The sequence below is a fragment of the Achromobacter sp. 77 genome, assembly GCF_020541125.1.
GTDB lineage: Bacteria > Pseudomonadota > Gammaproteobacteria > Burkholderiales > Burkholderiaceae_B > Achromobacter > Achromobacter mucicolens.
This window is the reverse complement of sequence record NZ_CP059848.1, coordinates 5,103,870-5,126,601: the sequence shown is the minus strand read 5'-3', so window position 1 is coordinate 5,126,601 and position 22,732 is coordinate 5,103,870. Positions and strand designations below refer to the sequence as shown.

The 22,732-nt window shown below is 68.0% G+C and carries 17 protein-coding genes; 6 read left to right on the top strand and 11 right to left on the bottom strand.

Translation table 11 applies throughout. From position 1 onward, the window contains the following. Window positions 1-31: 31 nt before the first annotated feature. Genes H4P35_RS23630 through H4P35_RS23620 form a run of 3 tightly spaced genes read right to left on the bottom strand, consistent with a single transcriptional unit; the run spans window position 32 to window position 4,069 of the window. Window positions 32-1,276: a CaiB/BaiF CoA-transferase family protein gene (locus tag H4P35_RS23630; RefSeq protein ID WP_226847201.1), complete on the bottom strand. Its 1,245-nt coding sequence runs from the start codon at window positions 1,274-1,276 to the stop codon at window positions 32-34. 29 nt (window positions 1,277-1,305) lie between these two features. Next, complete coding sequence (locus tag H4P35_RS23625; protein ID WP_226847200.1) at window positions 1,306-2,451, bottom strand: MaoC family dehydratase N-terminal domain-containing protein; 1,146 nt, start codon at window positions 2,449-2,451, stop codon at window positions 1,306-1,308. 40 nt (window positions 2,452-2,491) lie between these two features. Beyond that, complete coding sequence (locus H4P35_RS23620; RefSeq protein ID WP_226847199.1) at window positions 2,492-4,069, bottom strand: acyl-CoA synthetase; 1,578 nt, start codon at window positions 4,067-4,069, stop codon at window positions 2,492-2,494. A gap of 169 nt (window positions 4,070-4,238) precedes the next feature. Here H4P35_RS23620 and H4P35_RS23615 point away from each other — a divergent pair, with 169 nt between their 5' ends. Continuing rightward, window positions 4,239-5,036, top strand: coding sequence for an IclR family transcriptional regulator (locus tag H4P35_RS23615; protein ID WP_081259812.1), 798 nt, complete (start codon window positions 4,239-4,241; stop codon window positions 5,034-5,036). A gap of 4 nt (window positions 5,037-5,040) precedes the next feature. Beyond that, complete coding sequence (locus tag H4P35_RS23610) at window positions 5,041-5,550, top strand: PaaI family thioesterase (RefSeq protein ID WP_226847198.1); 510 nt, start codon at window positions 5,041-5,043, stop codon at window positions 5,548-5,550. 34 nt (window positions 5,551-5,584) lie between these two features. Here H4P35_RS23610 and H4P35_RS23605 read toward each other — a convergent pair whose 3' ends face one another. The 7 genes from H4P35_RS23605 to H4P35_RS23575 form a co-directional block, all read right to left on the bottom strand. Next, complete coding sequence (locus H4P35_RS23605) at window positions 5,585-7,429, bottom strand: methyl-accepting chemotaxis protein (RefSeq protein ID WP_180097703.1); 1,845 nt, start codon at window positions 7,427-7,429, stop codon at window positions 5,585-5,587. 194 nt (window positions 7,430-7,623) lie between these two features. Beyond that, on the bottom strand, window positions 7,624-8,808 hold the full coding sequence (gene prpF, locus H4P35_RS23600; protein ID WP_128829017.1) for a 2-methylaconitate cis-trans isomerase PrpF: 1,185 nt from the start codon (window positions 8,806-8,808) through the stop codon (window positions 7,624-7,626). A gap of 69 nt (window positions 8,809-8,877) precedes the next feature. After that, window positions 8,878-11,493, bottom strand: a complete 2,616-nt coding sequence (acnD, locus tag H4P35_RS23595; RefSeq protein WP_226847197.1) for a Fe/S-dependent 2-methylisocitrate dehydratase AcnD — start codon at window positions 11,491-11,493, stop codon at window positions 8,878-8,880. Then, a complete protein-coding gene (locus H4P35_RS23590) occupies window positions 11,493-12,227 on the bottom strand; it encodes a GntR family transcriptional regulator (protein WP_226847196.1) in 735 nt (244 codons plus the stop codon). Before H4P35_RS23590 ends, acnD begins: the two co-directional genes overlap by 1 nt. Before the next feature lie 186 nt (window positions 12,228-12,413). After that, the gene (locus H4P35_RS23585) at window positions 12,414-13,385 is read right to left on the bottom strand and encodes a tripartite tricarboxylate transporter substrate binding protein (RefSeq protein WP_226847195.1); all 972 of its coding nucleotides are present in this window, start codon (window positions 13,383-13,385) and stop codon (window positions 12,414-12,416) included. A gap of 103 nt (window positions 13,386-13,488) precedes the next feature. Further along, the gene (locus tag H4P35_RS23580) at window positions 13,489-14,313 is read right to left on the bottom strand and encodes an alpha/beta fold hydrolase (protein ID WP_226847194.1); all 825 of its coding nucleotides are present in this window, start codon (window positions 14,311-14,313) and stop codon (window positions 13,489-13,491) included. Then, on the bottom strand, window positions 14,310-14,912 hold the full coding sequence (locus tag H4P35_RS23575; RefSeq protein ID WP_056325045.1) for an amino acid synthesis family protein: 603 nt from the start codon (window positions 14,910-14,912) through the stop codon (window positions 14,310-14,312). The genes H4P35_RS23580 and H4P35_RS23575 overlap by 4 nt, the downstream gene beginning before the upstream one ends. A 122-nt stretch (window positions 14,913-15,034) precedes the next feature. Between H4P35_RS23575 and H4P35_RS23570 the strand changes: the two genes are divergently transcribed. After that, a complete protein-coding gene (locus tag H4P35_RS23570) occupies window positions 15,035-15,943 on the top strand; it encodes a LysR family transcriptional regulator (protein WP_223573124.1) in 909 nt (302 codons plus the stop codon). A gap of 29 nt (window positions 15,944-15,972) precedes the next feature. Here H4P35_RS23570 and H4P35_RS23565 read toward each other — a convergent pair whose 3' ends face one another. Next, complete coding sequence (locus tag H4P35_RS23565; RefSeq protein WP_226847193.1) at window positions 15,973-16,878, bottom strand: LysR family transcriptional regulator; 906 nt, start codon at window positions 16,876-16,878, stop codon at window positions 15,973-15,975. Window positions 16,879-16,991: 113 nt separating this feature from the next. On the opposite strand from H4P35_RS23565, the gene H4P35_RS23560 reads away from it, so the two are divergent. The 3 genes from H4P35_RS23560 to H4P35_RS23550 all read left to right on the top strand — a co-directional run bounded on the left by H4P35_RS23560 (window position 16,992) and on the right by H4P35_RS23550 (window position 22,723). Continuing rightward, window positions 16,992-20,531, top strand: coding sequence for an indolepyruvate ferredoxin oxidoreductase family protein (locus tag H4P35_RS23560; RefSeq protein WP_226847192.1), 3,540 nt, complete (start codon window positions 16,992-16,994; stop codon window positions 20,529-20,531). A 136-nt stretch (window positions 20,532-20,667) separates the two neighbouring features. Next, complete coding sequence (locus H4P35_RS23555; protein ID WP_226847191.1) at window positions 20,668-21,570, top strand: LysR substrate-binding domain-containing protein; 903 nt, start codon at window positions 20,668-20,670, stop codon at window positions 21,568-21,570. 178 nt (window positions 21,571-21,748) lie between these two features. Further along, window positions 21,749-22,723, top strand: coding sequence for a tripartite tricarboxylate transporter substrate binding protein (locus tag H4P35_RS23550; protein ID WP_226847189.1), 975 nt, complete (start codon window positions 21,749-21,751; stop codon window positions 22,721-22,723). The last annotated feature ends 9 nt before the right edge of the window (window positions 22,724-22,732 follow it).

Below are 22,732 nucleotides of genomic sequence, written 5' to 3'. Positions count from 1 at the left end.
GTTTTTTATGGTGTGCTGCATGCGGGTGCGGCTAGGGCTTGGGAGGCGGCCATCGCGGCAGGATGCCCTGTTCCTGCAACGCCGCGATTTGTGAGTCGTCGAAGCCGGCCTCCCGCAGGACCTCGACGGTGTGTTGCGCATAGGCGGGCGGCGGGCGCTTGACGCGCGCGGGCGCCTGCGACAGCCGGACTGCCGGACCGATGCCGTGATAGCCATCGCGATCCACGCGCATGCCGCGATGCGCGGTGTGCGCCTGCGCAAAGGCTTCGGGCACGCTGTTGACCGGGCCCGCCGGTACGCCCAGCTGCATCAGCTCGGCGCATAGCGCGTCCCGTGAACGCGTCGCCAGCGCGTGTTCGATGGCGTCGCGCAAGGCGTCGCGGTGCGCCAGCCTCGACCGGTTGGTGGCAAAGCGCGGGTCGTCGGGCAATGCCGTCAGGCCGGCGTAGTCGCAGAAGCGGCGGAATTGGCGGTCGTTCACCACGCCCAGGAAGATCTCGCCATCGCGGCAGGCATAGCGGTCGTACGGCGCAATGTTGGGATGCGCGCTGCCCAAGAGGCCGGGCGTTTGCTGCGTGTGCATCCAGTTGGCGGCGTGCGGCACCAGCAGGCTGAGCGCGGTGTCGAACAGCGTGACCTCGACCCGCTGGCCCAGGCCGGTGCGCGCCCGGTGGTAGAGCGCCAGCAGGATGCCGGACTGCGCGGTGTAGCCGGTCAGGTGGTCGACGATGGGTACGCCGATGCGGGTCGGGCCGCTGGCCGGTTCGCCGTTGATGCTCATCAGGCCGCACATGGCCTGCAGCACGGCGTCGTAGCCGGGCAGGCCGCCCAGCGGGCCGTCGTCGCCAAAGCCCGTGATGGCGCAGTAGATCAGCTGGGGAAAGCGGGGTTTGAGGTCCGCCTCGTAGTCCAGCCCCCATTTGGCCATCGTGCCGGGGATGAAGTTTTCGATCAGGACATCGGCATCGGCCAGCAGCGCAAACAGCACGTCGCGGCCGGCGGGCCGGGACAGGTCCAGCCCGATGGCCCGTTTGCCGCGATTGACGGCGGTGAAGTAGGCCGCATCGCCCGCTTCGTTGACTGGCGGCCCCAGGCTGCGGGTCTCGTCGCCGCCGGGCGGCTCGATCTTGATGACGTCTGCGCCCTGGTCCGCCAGCATTTGCGAGCACAGCGGGCCGGCCAGGACGCGCGACAGGTCGATGACGCGCAGGCCGTCCAACGCGCCCCGCGCGCGCGGCGCGGGGCTGGGTGCAGCTTGTTCCGATGAATCAGACATCGCCCACCTCGTCTGGGGGTTGCCGCCGGTCAGGCGCGGGTAGGCAATTCGACCACACCGGAGCCCAGTACGGACAGCTCGTCGTCCTGGTTGCGCGCTTCCTGTTCGATTTCCACCAGGTGCCGGCCGTCTTCGACGTACTTGCGCACGACCTTGCCCTTGAAGAACAGCATGTCGCCCTCGGGATTGTGGCGGCGGATCTTGCACGTGGACTTGCGCAGGAACCCCGCGTCGCCCATCCAGTTGGTGAGGTGATGGGTCAGCCACGAGTTGCGCTCGGGACCGTAGTCGTAGGCGCCGGGCGCGCCGACTTCCAGCGCGAAGTCTTCTTCCCAGTGGACGCGCTCGGGCACGTCGGGAATGCCGAAGCGGTTGGTGATCCCCACGCCCGGATGCGCGTCGATGAGCTGCCACGCCAGCTTGTTGGCGCGGATGTACAGGCCGCCCCAGCCTTGCGCGAAGGCGATGAAGCCGGTCACCGTCATCGGGCCCTTGAACATCACGGGCAGTTCGTCGCCTTCCTTCACGTCTTCCCAGTAGCGCGGCGTGGCGCCGCGGACTTCTTCCTGGGCGTAGAGCTTGTAGGCTTCCTTGATTTCCTCGGGGCTGTAGCGGCGCGGCTCGCGTGCGCGGACTTCCGCGTACTTGCTGCCCTGTTCGCGCGCGTGGTCGCGTTCGGTGCGAAAGCACCAGCTGTCGGCCTCGGCGACCTTGTCGCCGTCCTGGTTGAAGAAGTCCACGTGATAGATCTGCTGCACGGCGCGGCCGGCAAAGCGGGTCTGGTGCTCGATCAGGTTCTTCAGGTGCGCTTCGGTGGAGATGGTGTCGTTGCGCTTGACGGTCTTGTGCCAGGTCCAGTCCGCGCCCGACCACATGGCGTGCACGCCGGGCAGCCCGCCCACGTACCCCGACACGATGCGGCTGGTGGCAAAGAGAAAGCTGGGCAGCGCGATGATGCCGCCGTGCTGGGTCTTGGCCGCGTATTCCGGGTCCGACCACAGGGGGTTGTCATCGCCGATGCCGTGGGCGTAGTGGCGGATGTTGTCGCGCGTGGCCTCGTAGCACCACGGTTCGGCGGTGGCGCCGATCTTCACGCCGATGCGTTCGCGCAGCTCGTCCAGCCCGCGTTCGGTGATCTTGGGAAAGCTGCGTTCGGTCTTGGTCTGGGTCAGCATGATGTCTCCTGGTTTTGAAGATGGCCTGTGCCGGACTGCCCTAGGCGTGGGCGGCCCCGGCGGGCGTGGTGTGGGCGGTCGCAAGCTCTTGCTCCCGCAATTTCTTGCGATGGATCTTTCCGGCGGGCGTCTTGGGCAGTTCGGCCACGAACACCACCTGGCGCGGATACTCGTGCTGCGCGAGGCGGCTGCGCACGGCGTCCTGGATTTCTTCCACGAAGGTGTCGTCGCCCTGGCGCGCCGACACCACGAAGGCCTTGACGACCTGGCCGCGCAGCGGGTCGGGCACGCCGATGGCGGCGGCCTCGGCCACGTCGCGGTGCTTGAGGATGGCGTCTTCGATCTCGACGGCGCTCATGGTCCAGCCGGCCGAGATGATGACGTCGTCGGCGCGGCCGCCGTGCCAGAAGTAGCCGTCTTCGTCCACGCGGCCCAGGTCCTTGGTGGCGACCCATGCGTCGCGGCGCCAGAGCTTGAGCTCGCCGGTTTCGCCGGGCGCGCAGGGCTGGCCGTTGGCGTCCTGGACCTCGACGCGCAATCCCGGCACGGGCTTGCCCAGCGAGCCGGCCTTGACGGTGAAGTCCGGCGCGCCGGGGTAATTGACCAGGCACACCCCGATCTCGGTCGTGCCGTACATGCTGCAGACCGGCCGGCCGAAGGTCGCTTCCACGAAGGCGGCGGTCTCGCTGTCGATGGGTTCGCCGGTGAAGGACACCTTGTCCAGGTGATAGCGGTAGCGCCCGGCCGCGCCGCTGTTGCGCATCATCCGGTAATGGGTGGCGGCAGCCGATATGTTGTTGAAGCGGTGTTCCTGCAAGGCCTGCAGCAGGCGCTCGGCGTTGAACTTGCCGGCATACGCGCCGATGGTTACGCCCAGGGCCAGCGGCGCCAGCGTGCCGTGCCACAGCCCATGTCCCCAGGCGGGCGACGACGGGCACATGTAGCGGTCGCCGGGGCGGATGCCGGTGCCGTACAGCGCGGCCAGCATCAGCGTCACCAGGGCGCGGTGCGTGTGCTTGACGGCGTCGGGCAGCTCGCGGGTCGTGCCGGACGTGTACTGGAAGATGGCCAGATCGTCGGCGCGCGTGCGGCATTCGTAGTGCGACGGATAGGCGGCCAGCGTGCCGAGAAACGCCTCGTCGGCGATGACGACGCGCATGTCCTCGCCGCCCGCGGCCAGCGGCGCTTTTTCCGCGTTGGTCACCAGCATGCGCGGCTGGCAGTCCTGCACGCGCAGCCGGATGCCGTCGGGGCCGAACAGCGTGAACAGCGGCACGGCGATCGCGCCCATCTTCATGGCGCCGAACATGGCCACGTAGAACGGCAGCGACGGTTCCAGCATGACGGCCACGCGGTCGCCGGGGCGGATGCCCTGTTCGGTCAGGTAGTGCGCAAAACGCGAGGATTGCTCGGCGATCTGGCGGAACGAGTAGGTTTCGTCCCCGCCCGCCGCACGCACCAGGATGATCGCCGGCTCGGCCTTGTCCGCGTGCCGATCGATGCATTCGTGCGCGATGTTCATGTGCTCGCGGTTGCCGTCGAAAAGCTCCCAGAGCTTGTCGGGGGCGCAAAGCGCCTGGGCGTCCGCATAGGAAAGGGTATCGGTCAGCTTGGTCATTTCGTCGTACCTGTGTGGGTCGGCAACCTGTGGAACTCACTATGCGCGCCGCCAAATAAATTGTCAATGGAGTTCATTAATTGTATATATACAATTATGATGCGTTGGGGCGGACCCGCGACGTGGTCGCCGCACGGTATGCTTGCCGCAATAAAAAACGGAGAAGCCGATGAGTGAAACCAGTACCCCGGACCCTGCCGCCGCCGGCCCGCGCGTGCGGCCCGTTCCGGCCGTGACGCGATCGATTGCGATCCTGCGCCTGCTCGGGCGGGGCGGCGAGCCCATGACGCTCAAGGCCATCTCGCAGGAATTGGGCATGGTGACCAGCACCTGCCTGCACATTCTTCGCGTCCTGGTGGAAGAAGGCCTGGTCAAGGTCGATCCCGGCGCCAAGCGCTACAGCCTGGGTGTGGGCATGCTGACGCTGGCGCGCAGCGTGATCGAGAGCAATCCGTTTCCCGCGCTGGCCCAACCCGTGCTGGACCGGATCGCCAACGCGGCCAGCGTCACCGCGATCGGCGTCGAGGTGTCAGGCAGCGATCACATGGTCGTGCTGGCGTTGTCGCGGTCCAATGCGCCGTTCCGGCTGCACGTGGACGTGGGCAGCCGCTTTCCCGCGCTGATCAGCGCAACCGGCCGGCTCGTCGCGGCCTTTGCGGATTTGTCGGAAAAGGAACTGGAGCGGCGCTTCAAGGCCTTGCGCTGGGATCAGGCGCCCGAGTTTTCGGCCTGGAAAGCCGACGTGGACGCGGTGCGCCGACAAGGCTACAGCGTGGACCGCAACAACTACATCAACGGCGTCGTCGTGATCGCGGTGCCCGTCTTCGACAGCCACCAGCGCCTGACGCATGCGCTGGTGGCCGCGGGATTGGCCGAACAGCTTGACGCGGCGCGCGTCGAATCGCTGGCGCGCGCGCTCCAGGACGAGTCGCGCGCGTTGTCGCAACTGATGGCCGCCAGGAGCTGAGCGCATGACCACGCAACCGGATGTCGAACCGCCCGTGCCGCAAGGGTGGCGCAAAAGAGGGCTTGCGGGCTTTGCGGGCCTGATCGGGCCGTTGTGGGTGCGCAAGGAGGACGAGGGCTGGGCGTATGGCCTCCTGGCCACCGCCGATCATCTGAATCCGGCTGGCGTGGTGCATGGCGGATTGCTGACGGCGTTGCTGGATCACGGCATCAGCGCGATCGCGTGGGAAGCGCTGGGCCGGCGCGCCTGCGTGACCGTGCAGCTGGACACGCATTTTCTGGCGGCGGCGCGCGAGGGGCAATTTCTGGAAGTGCGCGGCCGCGTGGCGCGGGCGACGTCCTCGCTGGTGTTCATGCAAGGAGAGCTGAGCACGGACGGCCAGGTCGTTGCGACGGCCGTTGCCGTGCTCAAGCAGGTGGGGACAGCGGCGGCGGGCGCTCCCGCGGCGGGCGTTCCCGCGGCGGGCGTTCCCGCGGCGGGCGTTCCCGCGGCGGGCGATCCCGCGGCGAAGTAAACCCCGCCCCGGACCCCGCCAAGCCCGCCCGCGATCAGGCGGGCAGCGCGATCAGCCTGGCCGAACCCGCCGATTCTTCCTCGCGCAGCTTGAACCGCGCCACCGCATCGGCCAGCACGCGCGCCTGGTCGCTCAGCATGCCGGATGCCGCCGTGGACTGCTCGACCAGCGCGGCATTCTGCTGCGTGGCCTGGTCCATGTCGGCGACCGAGCGGTCGATCTGACCCAATCCCGTGCTCTGTTCGGCCATCGCGCCGTGGATCTCGCTCACCATCCGCTGCACGCGGTTGATGCCGTCGACGATCTCGGTCATGGTCGAACCCGCGGCCTGCACGCGCTGCGTGCCGCTCTTGACGTTCTGGACGGACGCCTCGATCAGCGTCTTGATCTCCTGCGCGGACGCGGCGCTGCGCTGCGCCAGCGTGCGCACTTCGCCGGCCACCACCGCGAAGCCGCGGCCTTGTTCGCCCGCGCGGGCGGCTTCGACCGCCGCGTTCAGCGCCAGGATGTTGGTCTGGAACGCGATGCCGTCGATCACGCGAATGATCTCGGTAATGCGCTGCGACGACTTCGAGATCTCGTCCATCGTGCTGACCGCGTCGTTGACCACCTGGCCGCCGCGGGCGGCGACAGCGCTGGCTTCGTCGGCCAGGCGCGTCGCGTGCTCGGCGGTTTCCTCGGTCTGGCGCACGCTGGACGCCAGTTCGGTCAGCGCCGAAGAGGTTTCCTCGAGCGAGGCGGCCGACGTTTCCGTGCGCTGCGAGAGATCACGGTTGCCCATGTCGATCTCCCGCGTGGCGGCGCTCATCGAATGCACGCCGCTGCGCACTTCGCGCATGACGTGGGTGATCTTTTCCACGAACGCGTTGAACGAGGCCGAGATCTGCGCGACCTCGTCGTGGCCGACCACGGCCAGGCGGTGCGTCATGTCGCCGTCGCCCGAGCCGATGGTGTCCATGGCGTCGCGCACGGCGGACAGGCGCTTGAACGCCCGCGACGTGATCACGCTGGCGATGGTCACGGCGATCAGCGTCAGGACGACCAGCGAGATCAGGGTTGCGTGCAGCACCTGCGTCAGGCCGACCGTGGCTTCGGCCTTGTCCAGCGCTACGACCAGATACCAGTCGGTGCCGGGAACGCGGCGCGCCTTCAGCAGCTTTTGCGCGCCATCCAGCATGATGTCGGCGGGGGCGGCGCCGTCGCGGGCCAGAGATGCCACGACATCGGCCGTCAATGCCGGGGAAATGTCGGTCGACGGCTTGAGCGCCAGCTTGTCGTTCAGGTGCGAAATCACCTGGCCGTCGGTCGCCACCACGAAGGCGCTGCTGGATGGCGTGGGGTGGATGGCCTTGATGATGTCCTTCACGCCATCGAGCGGCACCGCGCCGCTCAGCACGCCCGCCGTCTGGCCGTTGCGGATCATCGGCGCGGTGAATGCGACGTACAGCACGCCGGTGGAGGAATCGCCATAAGGCTTGGTGACCGTCAGCTTGCCGGCGGCGACGGCGCTCTTGTACCAGGGCCGGGCGGTCGGATCGTAATCCGCCGCGGTCTTGGTGGTGGAAAAGAAGGTCTTGTCCGACCAGCCGATGGTGGTGATGGGAAAGCCATTGGTCTGGCCCATCAGCTGGGTCAGGCCGCGGGGATCGCCCTTTTCGACCACTTTCGCGGTGGCGTCGACCGCCTGCGCCTTGTCAGCCGACCAGCGCTCGATGGCGCTGGCGTTGCCCGAGGCCACGGCGTCCAACGTGGCGGCGATGGTGGACATCATGTTGTCGCGCACGATCTGGTAGGTGATGAGGCCAGAAAGCGTGAGGGCTCCCACCACCGTAAAACAGGTAATAAGCAAAATGCGGTTGCGCAGCGACGTTATCTTCATGCTCGTGTACTGGATACGCCGGCGGGGAAGGCCGGCGGGTTGCAAGTCGGCCAGGAAACCCCCGGCCGCAACCCGCTAACGGCAGATGCAGGGGACGACTTTAGGGGACCGCGCCAGAACCCGAGGCTTTCAGCACCAAAAGAAAACGGGGCAGAATCTGCCCCGTTTGCGCTTCAAACACGAAGAAAGCGGGGTCAGAACCCCTCGCGCGGCACGTGCACCCGACCTTCCATCAGCACCCGCGCGCTGCGGCTCATGATGGCCTTGGTCACTTTCCATTCGCCATCGACCAGTTGCGCCTGCGCGCCGACACGCAGCGTGCCCGACGGGTGGCCGAAGCAGACGTTGTCGCGCTCGCCGCCGCCCGCCGCCAGGTTCACCAGCGTGCCGGGCACCGCGGCTGCGGTGGCGATGGCCACGGACGCGGTGCCCATCATGGCGTGGTGCAGCTTGCCCATCGACAGGGCGCGCACCAGCACGTCGATGTCGCCCGTGCCGATCTTCTTGCCGCTGGAGGACACGTATTCCTTCGGGGAGGCAACAAAGGCCACCTTGGGCGTGTGCTGGCGGCTGGCCGCCTCGGCGATGTCCTTGATCAGTCCCATGCGAACGGCGCCGTGCGCGCGGATGGTCTCGAAGCGCGCCAGCGCGGCGGCATCGCCGTTGATGGCGTCCTGCAGTTCCGTGCCGCTGTAGCCCAGCGCGTCGGCTTCCAGGAAGATGGTGGGAATGCCAGAGTTGATCATCGTTGCCTTGAACGTGCCCACGCCCGGGACTTCCAGGTTGTCCACCAGGTTGCCCGTGGGGAACATGGAGCCGCCATCGCCTTCCTCGGCCGGGTCCATGAATTCCAGGCGCACTTCGGCGGCCGGGAAGGTCACGCCGTCCAGTTCGAAATCGCCGGTTTCCTGCACCGCGCCGCCGGTGATGGGCACGTGCGCGACGATGGTCTTCTGGATGTTGGCCTGCCAGATGCGCACGATGGCAATCCCGTCCTGCGGGATGCGGGCGGCGTCGACCAGACCGTTGGTGATGGCAAAGGGCCCGACCGCCGCGGACAGGTTGCCGCAGTTGCCGCTCCAGTCCACGAAGGGCTGGTCGATGGAGACCTGGCCGAACAGGTAATCCACGTCATGGCCGGGGCGCGTGCTTTTGGCGACGATGACGGTCTTGCTGGTGCTGGAGGTGGCCGCGCCCATGCCGTCGATCTGCTTGCCGTAGGGGTCGGGGCTGCCGATCACGCGCAGCAGCAGCGCGTCGCGCGCCGCGCCCGGCACGCGGGCCGATTCGGGCAGGTCGTCCAGCTTGAAGAACACGCCTTTGCTGGTGCCGCCGCGCATGTAGGTGGCGGCGATCTTGGTTTGGGGAGCATGTGACATGAAACGATCCTGAAGTATCGGAGTAGGGCGGCGGGCGATGCAACCGCCCGCCGGTCTTTACGGCGCGGGTCAGGCCAGCTTGCCGGCGTCCGACGCGGAAGCGGCTTCCAGGAAATCCTGGGCAAAGCGCTGCAGCACGCCGCCGGCTTCGTAGATGGACACTTCTTCGGCGGTGTCCAGCCGGCAGGTCACGGGCACCTGTTCGGTGCTGCCGTTGCGGCGGTGGATGACCAGCGTCAGGTCGGCGCGCGGCTTGCGCTCGCCAATGACGTCGTAACTTTCGGTGCCGTCCAGCGCCAGCGTCTTGCGGTTCACGCCCGGCTTGAATTCCAGCGGCAGCACGCCCATGCCGATGAGGTTGGTGCGGTGGATGCGCTCGAAGCCTTCGGCCACGATGGCTTCCACGCCGGCCAGGCGCACGCCCTTGGCGGCCCAGTCCCGCGACGAGCCCTGGCCGTAATCGGCGCCGGCCACGATGATGAGCGGCTGCTTGCGGTCCATGTAGGTCTCGATGGCTTCCCACATGCGCATGACCTGGCCTTCCGGCTCCACGCGCGCCAGCGAGCCTTGCTTCACGGTGCCGTCGGCGTTCTTCACCATTTCGTTGAAGAGCTTCGGGTTGGCGAAGGTGGCGCGCTGCGCGGTCAGGTGGTCGCCGCGGTGCGTGGCGTACGAGTTGAAGTCCTCTTCGGGCAGACCCATCTTGTGCAGGTATTCGCCCGCGGCGCTGTCCATCAGGATGGCGTTGGACGGCGACAGGTGGTCGGTGGTGATGTTGTCGCCCAGCACGGCCAGCGGCAGCATGCCGCGCAGCGTGCGTTCGCCGGCCAGCGCGCCTTCCCAGTACGGCGGACGGCGGATATACGTGCTTTGCGGACGCCAGTCGTACAGCGGGCTGACGGCGGTCTGGCGGTCGTCCTTGATGCCGAACATGGGAGCGTAGACCTTGCGGAACTGCTCGGGCTTGACCGCCGACTTGACCATCGCGTCGATTTCTTCGTCGCTGGGCCAGATGTCCTTCAGACGGATCTCGCGGCCATCGGCGGCCACGCCCAGCACGTCGCGTTCGATGTCGAAACGGATGGTGCCGGCAATCGCATAGGCCACGACCAGCGGCGGCGAGGCCAGGAAGGCCTGCTTGGCGTACGGGTGGATGCGGCCATCGAAGTTGCGGTTGCCGGACAGCACGGCGGTGGCATAGAGGTCGCGGTCGATGATTTCCTGCTGGATCTTCGGGTCCAGCGCGCCTGACATGCCGTTGCACGTGGTACAGGCAAACGCCACGACGCCAAAGCCCAGTTGTTCCAGTTCGTGCGTGAGGCCGGCTTCTTCCAGATAAAGCTGGACGGCCTTGGAGCCGGGCGCCAGCGAGCTCTTGACCCAGGGTTTGCGCGCCAGGCCCGCGCGGTTGGCGTTGCGCGCCAAGAGGCCCGCGGCGATCACGTTGCGCGGGTTGCTGGTGTTGGTGCAGCTGGTGATGGCGGCGATGATGACGGCGCCGTCGGGCATCAGGCCGGGCTGGTTCTCGACCACGCCGGCGATGCCGCGCTCGGCCAGGTCGGACACCGGCAGGCGGCGGTGCGGGTTGGACGGGCCGGCCAGCGTGCGCACGACGGTAGACAGGTCAAAGCGCAGCACGCGCTCGTACTGCGCGGTCTTCAGGCTGTCGGACCACAGGCCGGCGGTCTTGGCGTAGTTTTCCACCAGCGCGATCTGCTCGTCCTCGCGGCCGGTCAGGCGCAGGTAGTCGATGGTCTGCTGGTCGATGGAGAACATCGCCGCGGTGGCGCCGTATTCGGGCGCCATGTTCGAGATGGTGGCGCGGTCGCCCAGCGTCAGGCTGGAGGCGCCTTCGCCGTAGAACTCAAGATAGGCGCCCACCACCTTTTCCTTGCGCAGGAATTCGGTCAGCGTCAGCACGATGTCGGTGGCGGTGATGCCGGGCTGCGCGCGGCCGGACAGTTCGACGCCGACGATGTCGGGCAGGCGCATCCACGACGCGCGGCCCAGCATGACGTTTTCAGCTTCCAGGCCGCCCACGCCGATGGCGATGACGCCCAGTGCGTCCACGTGCGGCGTGTGGCTGTCGGTGCCGACCAGCGTGTCGGGGAAGGCCACGCCGTCCTGCGTGTAGATGACGGGCGACATCCGCTCCAGGTTGATCTGGTGCATGATGCCGTTGCCCGGCGGCACGACTTCGATGTTTTCGAAGGCCTGCTTGGTCCAGTCGATGAAATGGAAGCGGTCTTCGTTGCGGCGGTCTTCGACCGCGCGGTTCTTGGCAAAGGCGTCCGGGTCGTTGCCGTCGTATTCGACGGCCAGCGAGTGGTCCACGATCAGCTGCACCGGCACCACGGGATTGACCTTGGCCGGGTCGCCGCCCTTGTCGGCAATGGCGTCGCGCAGGCCCGCCAGGTCCACCAGCGCGGTCTGGCCCAGGATGTCATGACAGACCACGCGCGCCGGAAACCACGGAAAGTCCAGATCGCGGCGGCGTTCGATCAGCTGCTTGAGCGCGTCGGTCAAGAGCGCGGGATCGCAGCGGCGCACCAGGTTTTCGGCCAGGACGCGGGACGTGTAGGGCAGGCCGTCATACGCGCCGGGCGCAATGGCCTCCACGGCCGCGCGGGCGTCGAAGTAGTCCAGGCGGGTGCCGGGCAGGTTCTTGCGGTACGACTTGTTCATCATGCCTCCGTGCGCTGTTGGGTGCTTTGCGCGATCTGTTGTTCGATGTTGATGCGGGATGCGCGGATGTGCCGGCGCATCAGGAGTTCGGCCAGCTCGCCGTCGCCGTCGGCGATGGCGTCCAGAATGCGGTGGTGCTCGGCGTAGGCCTGCCGCGGGCGATTGGGCGTCGTCGAATACTGGATGCGGTACATGCGCGCCAGCTGATAAAGCTCGTCGCACAGCATGCGAAACAGCATCTGGTTGCCGCTGCCCTTGACGATGCGGTAGTGGAAATCGTAATCCCCTTCCTGCTGGTAATAGCCCAGGCCGGCCTGGAAGGCTTCGTCGCGTTCGTGCGCTTCCAGCACGCCGCGCAGCTCGTCGATTTCCGACGGCGGCATGCGTTCGGCGGCCAGGCGGCAGGCGGTGCCTTCCAGCGATTCACGGATTTCGTAGAGTTCGATCAATTCCTGGATCGACAGGGACACGACGCGCGCGCCGGCGTGCGGCACGCGCACCAGCAGCTTCTGGCCCTCCAGCCGGTGCAGGGCCTCGCGCAGCGGGCCGCGGCTGACGCCGTGGATGCGCGCCAGCTCGGGCTCGGAGATCTTGCTGCCCGGGGCGATCTCGCCCTTGACGATGGCCGACTGGATCTTGCGGAAGATGTGGTCCGACAGGGTTTCGCCGATGGGTTCGCCAGCGGGGGCGCCATCGGCCGCCTGCGCGCCCGCCAAGGTGAGCACTTTGCTCATGGTGTTGACAATTCGTTCCGTTAAAGGGGGTATTTTCGGAAGAAAGCGCGATTGACGCGCTGAATTGTCAACAATTTACTCCCGGCAAGGGCGCGGGTGCAAGCGGCCCCCCGGTCCCGGGGAGTGGGCGCCGGGCAGGGCGCGGGCCCGGCCGGTTCAGGGCCGCCTGCCCAGGCGGCCATCACCTCAGAGGTCGACCCGCACCTTGCCCGCCTTCACCAATCCGGCCACGTCCCGGATTTCCGCCAGCAGCGCTTCTTGCAGTTGCGCCGGCGTGCCGCCCGTGGGCTCAAACCCCTGTTCGGCCAGCTTGGTGTGGACGGATTCGGTTTTCAGGGCGCGGTTGATGCCCTGGTTCAGCGCCGCGATGGTGGCCTCGGGCGTGCCCGCCGCGCAGTACGTGCCGAATTGGATCTGCGCCGAAAATCCCGCAAAGCCGCTTTCGGCCACGGTGGGAATATCCGGATATTTCGGCAGGCGCTGCGGACTGGTCACGGCCAGCACGCGCAGGCGGCCGCTCTTCAGATACGGTTCGACCGCGGCCACCGTGGCCACCACGACCTGGATCTGGCCGCCCAGCAGGTCGGTCATCATCGGGCCGGTGCCGCGATATGGCACGTGCAGCATCTCGATGCCGCAGGCGGCTTGCAGCAGTTCGGTGGCCAGGTGCTGGGGCGTGGCGTTGCCGGGCGTGCCAAAGGTCAGCGCCTTGGGCTCGCGCCGCGCCTGCGCGACCAGTTCGGCCAGCGTCTTGGCGGGCAGGTCGCTATTGACCGCCACCATGTAGGGCGAGCGCGCAATGGGGCAGACGGGCGTCAGCTGCTTGAGCACGTCTTCGGGCGGGCGGGCGTAGTAGCGCACCGACGGCACCAGGCCGGCAAACAGCAGCATGCTGCCGTCTTTCGCGCCATTGGCCGTGTAGTCCGCGCCCAGCATGCCGCTGGCGCCGGGTTTGTTTTCCACGACCACGGGACGATCCATCGCGCCTTCCAGCGAGGCGGCGATGACGCGGCCTAGCACGTCGGTGCCGCCGCCCGGCGGGAACGGCACGATCACGCGCAGGGGCGCTTCGCGCGCGGCGGCCAGCCGCGGGGCGGCGGCGCCCAGCGGGGCCAGCGACATTGCCGCCAGGGTCTTGATGAGGGTTCTGCGGTCCATGTGTCTTGTCTCCGTCCCCGCGTCGTGGCGGGGTTGTCGCGCATCGTCTCTGTCGGCGGACGATGTCAGGGTTCGGGGGAAATCAGTGTGGCGATGGCGTCGGCTAGGCCTTTGCGGCATGCGCCTGCGTCGAGGACGTCTGCGCGGGATTGGCCACCACCGGAGGCGCCGACACGAAGCTGCGAAGCGCGGCGGCCACCGTGCCCGGTTCCTCCACCGGCAGCATATGACGCTGGCCGGGGGCGACGCGGGCGCAGGCGCGGGGCAGGGCGCGCGCCAGGTCTCGCGTCATCCGCGGGTTGGAGCCGACGTCATGCTCGCCGGTCATGACCAGCACGGGGCAGGCAATGTCTGGCGCGGCCTGCGCCAGCAGCGGGTCGCCCAACGCGAACAGCGCGTACGCGGACAGAAAGCTCTGGCGGTCGTTGCCGAGCAGGCGCTGTTCGATCTGCGCCACGCGCGCGGGGTGCGCGGCTTGAAAGGCCGGCGTGAACCAACGCGTCAGCGACACCTTGGCGGCAGCTTCGGGGTCTTGCGTGGCCGCGGCATCCAGCCGGGCGCGCACGGCGGCGGCTTCTTCGTCCGTGCGCCGGAACACCGTGTTCAGCAGCACCAGCCGGCTGACGCGTTCGGGGCGGGCCGCCGCGTAGGCGCCCGCGATCAGGCCGCCCATGGAATAGCCCAGCACGGTCGCGTGTTGCCAGCCCGCGCGGTCCAGTTCGGCATCCAGTTGCGCGATGAAGTCCTGGATGTCCGCCGGGCCGCGCAGCGCGGGCGCGGCGCCGTGGCCCAGCAGGTCATATCGCAGCACGTCGAAGTCCGGCTCAAGCAAGGGAGCCAGGTCGTCCCACAGCGTGTGGTCCAGGCCGACGCCGTGCAAGAGGACCAGAGGTTCGCCGCGGCCGGTGCGCCGCCGTTGCATGGTCATTTTGCGCGCGCCTCCTGTGCTTCCTGCTCCAGTTCCTTCATGTCTGAATAGCGATTGCCGATGCGGTGATGCGGACGGCCCGAGGTGGCCGCGCCCAGCGCGATCACGATCTCGTCGGGCGCCGGCGCGTCGTTGATGGTGGTCTGCACCGTCAGGTAGTGCGAGCGCAGGCCTTCGTCCAGCTTGTGCATCAGCGGCACGGAGATAACGCAGCCCGGTCCGCCGCGCATGTTGGTGAAGCTGAGATAGCTGGTGCCGCCCACTGCGTTGCGGTAGAAGTTGCCGAAACGCAGCGTGTGGATCAGCGCGGACGCATGTTCGACTTCGCCCGCGGTGCCGACGACGGCGGCCTTGCCGTAGGCCTCGATGTTGTCCGCCGAACCGGCCTGGCGCAGGATCTCGCCGACCAGCAGTTCGCCCAATGGCGGCGCGGCTTCCAGGATGCCGGGCCGCAGGTCCTCCTGAAACGGCAGGCCAGCCCACGGATTGCGGATCACGGCGGCAGCCACGATCATCACCAGCGGACGCTCGGCCGCGCGGCCGCCTTCAATGAGGGTTTTCTCGACGTAACTGACTACCTTGCGCACTTGCAGCGACATGCACTTGCTCCGAAATCGTGGGGATGAATGACGAACCCATTGTTCGACGCTGCGTGCGATTTTGACAATCCAAATTAACGTGAGCTAATTTCAGAAAATCCGAATTCAAGGCGGCTTTTCCCATGCCTACTTCCCTGAAGATTCAGCACCTGCGCCAGTTCCTGCTGGCCGCCGACCACGGCAGTTTTCGCGTCGCCGCGCAGGGCACGTTCCGGTCGCAGGCGGCGGTGTCGGCCGCCATGCAGGACCTGGAGCAACAGCTGGGCGCGCCGCTCTTTGAACCCGGCAAGCGCGCCCAGCTGACGGCGTTGGGCCAGGCGGTGGCGCCGCTGTTTCGCGAATTGCTGGCCACGCATGACCGGGTGCTGGACGCGGCGCGGCAGTTCGGCACGGGCAGCCAGGGGCCGGTGGCGATGGCCGTCATGCCGTCGCTGGCCGACGAGTGGCTGCCGCGGCTGCTCGCGCGCTTTGCGCGTACCCATCCTGACGTGCGGATCCGCGCGTTGGACGAAACCTCGCCCGAAGTGCACCGGCTGGTGCTGGCAGGCGAGGTGCAGGTGGGCGTGGCCGGGCAGGCCCCGCGCACGGACGAGGTGGCATTCACACCCGTGGCGCGGGACGCCTTCGGGCTGGTCTGCAAGAAAAGCCACCCGCTTGCGCGGCGGCGCGGCCCGGTGTCCTGGGCGGCGCTGGCCGATGAGCGGCTGATCGGCAACGCCACCTTTGAAACGCTGAAGAACCGTCAATTGGGCAGCGGCATCGACGACCCGGCGATCGTGGTATCCAACCGGGCTTCGCTATTGGCCAGCGTGGTGGGCGGCCTGGGCGTGACGGTGCTGCCGGTGCTGGCGCGGCCCGCGGCCGGCAGCGGGCTGGCGTTTGTGCCGCTGGCCGAACCCGTGGTCGAACGCATCGTCGGTGTGCTGACGCGCAAGGACGAGACGTTGCTGCCGTCGGTCGCCGCCATGCACGCGCTGGCACTGCGGTCGCTGGCGCAGTTCACGCGGCGCAAGGGTGCGGTGCTGGTGTAGGGCCGGTCAGCCTGCGGCGCCGGCTGGCGTCATCCGCCGCACGCATAAATCATGAACTGCCGGAAGGCCTCGGCCGGCTTGGCCATGGCCGCGCGCGGATGCCACAGCAGGCCGGCCTCCATGGGCGGCACGGCGTCGGTGATGGGCACGGCTTCGATTTTGCGTCCCTCCAGCGACCAGGGCCGGTAAACCATGTCCGACAGCATCGTGACGCCAAAGCCATGCGCGACCAGGCCGCGCAGCGCCTCCATTGACCGTGTGCGAAAGGCGATGTCGGGCTGCAGGCCGTGACCGCGCCAATAACCCAGCGTGGATCGTTCGCCCTCGTCCATTTCCAGCAGGATGTAGGGATAGCGCGCGATGTCGGCGAGCGCGGGCGCCGCCGCCTGCGTCAGCGGATGCCCGGCCGCGGTCCAGAGCTGGCGCCGCGACCGCACCAGCACGTGGTGGCCGAAGCGCTCGCGCTTGTCCACGTTGGACAGCAACGCCACGCCCAGCTCCACGTCGCCGCTTGCCACGGCCTGTTCGATCTGCGGGCGGTCCAGATCCACCAGGTCCAGCACGACGTCCGGATAGCGCCGCCGGAACCGCGCCAGCAGGTCGGGCAGAAAGTACCCCAGCACCGTGTAGGACGCCGCGATCCGCACCGAGCCGCGCAGCGCATACCGCTGAAACCCGGGCTCGCGCAGCGCGTCGTCCAGGGAGTCGAGCACGTCGCGGGCGCGCTGGTGGAAGTTGTGGCCCTCGGGCGTCAACGTCACGCCGTGCGCATGGCGGTCGAACAGGCGCACGCCCAGTTGTGCCTCCAGCGCCAGCACGGCGTTGGTGACCGCCGATTGGGACACGTGTTCGTCGGCCGCCGCCATGGAAAACCGCCCTGTGCGGGCGGCGGCGGCAAAGTACCGAAGTTGGCGAAGGGTGACGTCATTAGCCATGTGTTTTTCACATACCAGCTAGTCGAATATATGAATATACGATGGCTCCTCGCGTTCCTACACTGCGGAAAACACGTAAATGCCCGCACCGCAGATTGCAGGAGACAACCCCCATGAACGCCCCTCTACCCCCTGGCGTGGCCGACACCCATGGCCTGTCGCTGGACGACAAATACGCGCAGCCCACCGGCCGCGTCTACCTGAGCGGCACGCAGGCGTTGGTGCGCCTGCCCCTGATGCAAAAGCAGCGCGACCAGGCGGCCGGCCTGAACACCGCCGGCTATGTGTCGGGCTACCGGGGATCGCCGCTGGGCGGCCTGGACCAGGCGCTCTGGAAGGCCAAGCGTCATTTGAAAGACAACGATGTCGTGTTCCAGCCCGGCCTGAACGAGGATCTGGCCGCGACCGCCGTCTGGGGATCGCAGCAGCTCAATCTGTTTCCCGGCGCGCAGCGCGATGGCGTGTTTGGCATGTGGTACGGCAAGGGGCCGGGGGTGGACCGGTCGGTGGACGTGCTCAAGCACGCCAACTCGGCCGGCACGTCCGCGCATGGCGGGGTGCTGATGCTGGCGGGCGACGACCACGCCGCCAAGTCCTCGTCAGTGGCGCACCAGTCCGAACATGTGCTGATCGCCAGCGGCATTCCGGTGCTGTACCCGTCCAACGTGCAGGAGTATCTGGATTACGGCCTGCATGGCTGGGCCATGAGCCGCCACACGGGTCTGTGGGTGGCGATGAAATGCGTGACGGACGTGGTGGAGTCCAGCGCCTCGGTGGACGTTGACCCGTCACGCGTGCGGATCGTGCTGCCCGAAGACAGCCTGCCGCCAGGCGGGCTGAACATTCGCTGGCCGGACTCGCCGCTGGCGCAGGAGGCGCGGCTGCTGGACCACAAATGGTATGCGGCGCTGGCCTATGTGCGCGCCAACAAGCTGAACCGCGTGGTGCTGGACTCGCCTAACGCGCACTTCGGCATCATGACGGCCGGCAAGGCGTATCTGGACGTGCGCCAGGCGCTGAACGACCTGGGGCTGGACGACGCGGCCTGTGCGCAGGCGGGCATCCGCGTGCTGAAGGTGGGCTGCATCTGGCCGCTGGACGCGCAGGACGCGCGCGAATTCGCCACGGGTCTGAAGGAGATCCTGGTCGTCGAGGAAAAGCGCCAGATCCTGGAATACGCGCTCAAGGAAGAGCTGTACAACTGGCGCGACGACGTGCGGCCGCGCGTCTTTGGCAAGTTCGACGAGCGCGAGAACGGCGGCGGCGAATGGTCCACGCCGCGCGGCGGCTGGCTGCTGCCGGCGCGGTATGAGCTGTCGCCCGCGCTGATCGCCCGCGCCATTGCCGCCCGCCTCGAAAAAGCCAACCTGTCCGACGCGTTGCGCGCGCGCATTGCGGCGCGCCTGGCCGTCATCGACGCGAAAGAGCGCGAGGCCAGCCGCCCCACGCTGGTCGAAGAGCGCAAGCCCTGGTTCTGTTCGGGCTGTCCGCACAACACCTCCACGCGCGTGCCGGAAGGATCGCGCGCGGTCGCGGGCATCGGCTGCCATTACATGGCGATGTGGATGGACCGCAATACCGACACCTTCAGCCAGATGGGCGGCGAGGGCGTGGCGTGGCTGGGCCAGAAGGACTTCACGTCCGAGCGCCATATCTTTGCCAATTTGGGCGACGGCACGTATTTTCATTCGGGCCTGCTCGCCATTCGCGCGGCCATCGCGGCGCGCGCGCGCATCACCTACAAGATCCTCTACAACGACGCCGTCGCCATGACCGGCGGGCAGCCGGTGGACGGCATCCTGACCGTGCCGCAGATCGCGGCGCAGATGCTGGCCGAAGGCGTCGTCAAGACGGTGGTCGTCACGGACGAGCCCGACAAGTACACGGGCGCGCAGGCCTTGCCCGCGGGGGTGGAGGTGCACCACCGCAAGGCGCTGGACGACGTGCAACGCACGCTGCGCGAAATCGATGGCGCCACCGTGCTGATCTACGACCAGACCTGCGCGACCGAGAAGCGCCGCCGCAGAAAGCGCGGCGAGTATCCCGATCCGCCCCGGCGCGCCTTCATCAACGAAGCGGTCTGCGAAGGCTGCGGCGATTGCTCGGTGCAGTCGAACTGCCTGTCGGTGGAACCGCTGGATACGCCACTGGGCACGAAGCGGCGCATCAACCAGTCGTCGTGCAACAAGGATTTTTCGTGCGTGGAGGGATTTTGTCCCAGCTTCGTGACGGCCGAAGGCGCCACGCCGCGCAAGCCCGGCAAGCAAGGCGGCGCGCCGTCGCTGGCTGAGGTCCCGCTGCCCGGCCAGGCTCTGATTGCACCGGGCGCGGCGTATCGCGTGGTCGTGGCCGGCGTTGGCGGCACGGGCGTGGTGACGGTGGGCGCGCTGATCGGCGCGGCCGCGCACATCGAAGGCAAGGGCGTGACCGTGCTGGACATGGCCGGGCTGGCGCAAAAGGGCGGGGCGGTGCTCAGCCACGTGCAGCTGGCCAACCGGCCCGAGGACCTGCACGCCACGCGCGTCGCGCTGGGCGAGGCCGACCTTGTGATTGGCTGCGATGCCCTGGTGTCGGCGTCGCCCGAGGTGCTGTCGCGCCTGCGGCCCGATCATGGCCGTGCGGTGGTCAACAGCAGCGCCGCGCCGACGGCCGCGTTTCTGTCGCAGCCCACGTGGCGTTTCCCGGGGGCGCAGGCGCAGGCCGCGCTGACACAAAGCACGGGCGGCAATTGCGACTTCCTGGAGGCCGGCCCGCTGGCCGAGGCCATGCTGGGCGACAGCATCTACGCCAATCCGCTGCTGTTGGGATACGCGTGGCAAAAGGGCGGACTGCCGCTGTCGCTGGACAGCTTGCGCCGCGCGATCCAGATCAACGGCGTGTCGGTGGACAAGAATCTGGCCGCCTTCGAACTGGGCCGCCAGGCCGCGCATCGCGGCGTGGACGCGCTGCGCCCCGCGGCGGCCGAGCGGGTGGTGGCCATGCCGGAATCGCTGGACGCGCTGGTCAAGCGCCTGGCGGCGCACGTGCGTGATTATCAGGACGAGGCCTATGCGCGTCGCTTCCTGACGGCGGTAGAGTCCGTACGCGTGCGTGAAGCCGCGCTGGGCGACAAGCGGCAGGACGTGACGCGCGCGGTGGCGCGCAATCTTGCCAAGCTCATGACGTACAAGGACGAATACGAGGTGGCGCGGCTGCATGCCGATCCGGCATTCAAGGACCGGCTGCGCGCGCAGTTCGAGGGCGAGCCGGGCCGCGACTACACGCTGCGTTACTACCTTGCGCCGCCCATCCTGGCGCGCCGCGATGCGCGCGGGCGGCTGCAGAAGCGCGCGTACGGCGCCTGGATGGAATCGGCATTCCGGCTGCTTGCGCCCTTGAAGCGCGTGCGCGGCACGTGGCTGGACGTGTTCGGCAGAACGGCCGAGCGCCGCATGGAACGCCAGCTCGCGGCTGACTATCTGGCGCTGGCGGACGAATTTGCCCGCACGCTGGACGCCGGCAATCGCGATGTGGCGCTGGAACTGGCCAACGTGCCGGATGCGATCCGGGGGTATGGGCATGTGAAGGAAAAGAGCGTCGAGCAGGCTCGCGTCCGGCAGGCCGGGCTGTGGGAGCGGTATCGCGGCGGCGGCGCGGACCGGCTGGCGGCCTGAGCGCGACGCCGGGCGCCGGCGGCGCGGATGGCCTCCGTTTACGCGGCGGGACCTCCCGTCCCATACCGCGAGGGGCGTGGTGTACGATCCCCCGGTCGATGCGGGGGCCGTCCCCGCCGCTCTCGTCCGATCCGCCATGGAAAGCATCCTACGCAAACTCGACCTGACCTCACTGCGCCTTTTTGTGGCGGTGTGCCAGGAGAACAGCATCGCGCGGGCGGCCGAGCGCGAATTCATCGCGCCGTCCGCCGTCAGCCGCCGCATTGCGGACATGGAAGCGCTGATCGGCCTGCCGCTCATCGCGCGCCATACGCGCGGCGTCTCGGTGACGCCCGCCGGACAGACCGTCCTGCGCCACGCGCGCCAGATCATCGGCGATGTCGAGGCGATGGGGGCGGAGCTGTCGCGCTTTTATGAAGGCGTGAAAGGGCACGTGCGCGTGGTGGCCAACCTGTCGGCCATCGTGCAGTTCCTGCCCGAGGACGTGGCGGCGTTTCAGCGCCTGTTTCCCGACGTGGATATCGACCTGGAAGAGCAGCACAGCCCCGACGTGCTGCGCATGGTGCGAGACCGCGCGGCGGACTTCGGCATCTGCAACCGGATCGCTGGCGCGGACGGGCTGGAACAGCTGGATTACCGCCGCGACCGGCTGGCGGTGATGCTGCCGTCCGGGCACCCCAAGGCGGCGGCGCGGCAGCTCAGCCTGCAGGACATCGCCGACGAGACCTTTGTCGGCCTGCGCGAGAACAGCGCATTGACGCAGCTGCTGGCGGCGCGGGCCGCCGAACTGGGCAAGACGCTATCGGTGAAGATCCGGGTGGCCAGCCTGGATGCGCTGTGCCGCATGACGCACGCGGGCCTGGGCATTGCCGTGATGCCCCAGCAGGTGGCCGAGCTCTACCTGCAGGCGTTGGACGTGGTGGTGCGTCCCCTGTCGGACGATTGGGCCCGGCGCCAGCTTTGCATCGTGTTTCCCAACCAGGCGCAGCTGTCGGCCACCGCCGGGAAGCTGGTCCGGTTTCTGTCGCAGCAGGGCTGACGGGCCGCACCGTCGGAACCCGCCGTCGGAACCCGCCGTCGGAATCCGCCCTCGCCATTCGCGATGGCGGGGCTGCCGAGATGACACTTCGCCGTTGCCGGCGGCCTTCGTATAGTCAAGGCGCGTTCATCGCCGGTACGGGGCATCCAGACCCCGCTGCGTCCCATACGGAGACATCATGACCCCCACCAGATTGCTCGCGAGCTGTGCGCTTGCGCTTGGCGTCCTTGGCGCGGCGCCTGCCGCGTCGGCCGCCGGATACCCCGACTATCCCATCCGTCTGATCGTGCCCACGTCGCCCGGCTCCACGGCCGACGTGGTGGCGCGCGTCGTGGCCGAGAACCTGGGCAAAACACTGGCCCAGCCCATGATCGTGGAGAACCTGGCCGGCGCGGCCGGCATTCCGGGCACGCGCCAGCTGGTGTCGGCCAAGCCCGACGGCTACACCCTGGGCATCGTGTCGTCCAACCACGCCATCAATCCCAGCCTGTACAAGAGCCTGCCCTACGACACGGTCAAGGACATCACGCCGATTTCCGTCATCGGCACGACGCCGCTGGTGGTCGTGGTGGCCGAGAACTCGCCGTATAGGACGATGGGCGACCTGCTCAAGGCCGCAAAGGAACAGCCCGGCAAGATCAACTACCGCTCGTCCGGCACGGGCAGCGTGCTGCATCTGGCCGGCGAGCTGCTCAAGTCCAAGGCGGGCGTGGACATGATGCACATCCCGTACAAGGGCGGCAACGCGCTGATCACCGACGTCATGTCGGGACAGATCCAGGTCGCGTTCCTGGCCACCCCGTCCGTGCTGGCGCAGGTGCAGGCGGGCAAGCTGCGCGCGCTCGCCGTCAGCACGCCCGAGCGCCTGGCCGTCCTGCCCAACGTGCCCACGCTGGACGAGGCCGGCGTGAAGGGCTATTCGTACGATGCCTGGATCTCGCTGATCGGGCCGGCGGGGCTGCCCGCCGATGTCGTGCAGAAGCTGCAAGCCGCCACGCGCAAGACCATGCAGCAGCCGGCGGTGCTCAAGGCGCTGTCACCTCAGGGCTTTGTGGCGCAGGGCACCACGTCGGAGCAGGCGGCGCAGACGCTGGCCGCCGAGATCACCAAGAGCCAGACGCTCGTCAAGGCGGCGGGCGTCACCATCGAATGACCGGATTGC